1 protein-coding gene is annotated in these 1,736 nt (G+C 50.1%); it reads right to left on the reverse strand.

Features of this window, described 5'->3' with window-relative positions; genetic code table 11:
- Window positions 1-41 precede the first annotated feature (41 nt).
- Entirely contained in the window at window positions 42-1,307 is a 1,266-nt protein-coding gene (locus tag ACFPVS_RS13605) for an Nramp family divalent metal transporter (RefSeq protein WP_096296175.1), read from the reverse strand.
- Between the last annotated feature and the right edge of the window lie 429 nt (window positions 1,308-1,736).

The following is a 1,736-nucleotide window of genomic DNA, read 5'->3' on the forward strand; positions in this document are numbered from 1 at the left end:
GTCTGAAATATTTCAGACGGCCTTTGTATCATTCAATCAACTTAAGCTAAGAATCCACCCAAATTGAGCAGGAACAACACGGCAAAACCCACCAAGTAAATCAAACCGGCAACCGCCAAGGCTTCCATGCCTTTGGAGAGTTTGTGTTTTTTGTCGGCTTTGACCAGGCGGTAGTTCAACCATGCGAACACGGGCGCGGCCAAGAAAGCGGAAATCATGGCGAATTTCAGCAATTCCGCCATCGCGCTGTTGAACCACAAAATCAGCGCCAATCCGGTGCCGGCGACCCACAGATACCAGCCGAACAATTCGCCTTTGCGCACGCTTTCTTTGTGGCGGATCAGGCGCACCGATTCGGACATGGCGCGCGCGTAACCGTCAATCACGGTGATGGTAGTGCCGTACATACAGGCAAACGCAATGAACGCCACCAGCGGATGCGCCCATTCGCCGATGGTCACGGCATACATATTGATCAACTGGCCGATGTATTTGCCGCCGGCCATTTGCACGGCTTCTCCGTTGCCGTATTGCACATACGCACCCAACACCAGAAACACCACCGCCAGCGCCGCACTGGTATAGAAGCCGACGTTGAAGTCGAAAATGCCGTCGCGGTAGCTGGAAGGTTCGATTTTTTGTTTTTCCGTTACCCATAACGAGTTAATCGCGGAAATCTCAATCGGCGCCGGCATCCAGCCCATCAAGGCGATGATGAAACCCAAACCTGCGAGCGTCCACGGAGTCGGCTCAATAAAGTCAGGCTGCATCTGCATGCCGCGCGACATGGCAATACCGGCCGCAATGACGGTGGCCACCGCTAAGCTGGCGACAATCGCTTTGGATACGCGGTCAAGCGCACGGTATTGGCCGCTCACCAAAATCAGCAGGCAGGAAAGCATAATCAAGGCAGCAATCACGCCCGTTTCCAAACCGAGGTTCGGCAAAGCCATTTTGATAATTGCCGCCGTCACCACTGCTACCGCTCCGGTGCTGATGGTTGCGGAAACGAAACACAGCAGCGCAAATACCCATAAATAAAAGCGGCTTTTCTCGGCATAGCCCTGCACCAAGCTCTTGCCTGTGTCCATGGTGTAGTGTGCGCTGAAACGGAAAAACGGATATTTCAGCAAGTTGGTCAAGATGATGATTAAGGCCAACTGCCAGCCATACAACGCCCCGGCCTGTGTGGACGCAATCAAATGCGAACCGCCGATGGCTGCCGAAGCCATCATGATACCCGGCCCCAACGCGCTCATGCGGCTTTGCCAGGTTGATGTCGAAGTGTGTGTTTGATTTTGTGCCATTTTGTTACCCGTCTTTTTCATACGGCCTGTTTAAAATTACGAAAAATTGGATTTTATCGTAAATTTAAACTTCGATTTTTTGATTTATTGGTATTTAATGCCAAATAAAAATCAGAAACTTTTAAGCAAATTGTAAAGTTTCATGAATATTCGCAAACTATGCCAAAAAGCTGTCGCAAAACAGCCTAGTATCGCTTTTATCATTTATCCAAAGCGCAAAAGCAGAAAGGCCGTCTGAAATGTGTTTTATCCAATCAAACACATTTCAGACGGCCTTTAAAATCATTCCTTACCAGCGAAAAGACTGCGTTACCCCGCCGGCCGCACCATTATTGGACGCACCAAAAAAGCCGCCGGTGCGCGGTTGGCTGCACGCGGACAGTACAAAAGCCAACGCGATTACGGTCATCATTTTTTTCATAAGAATCT

This window comes from Neisseria weixii (assembly GCF_042658245.1).
Lineage (GTDB): Bacteria > Pseudomonadota > Gammaproteobacteria > Burkholderiales > Neisseriaceae > Neisseria > Neisseria weixii.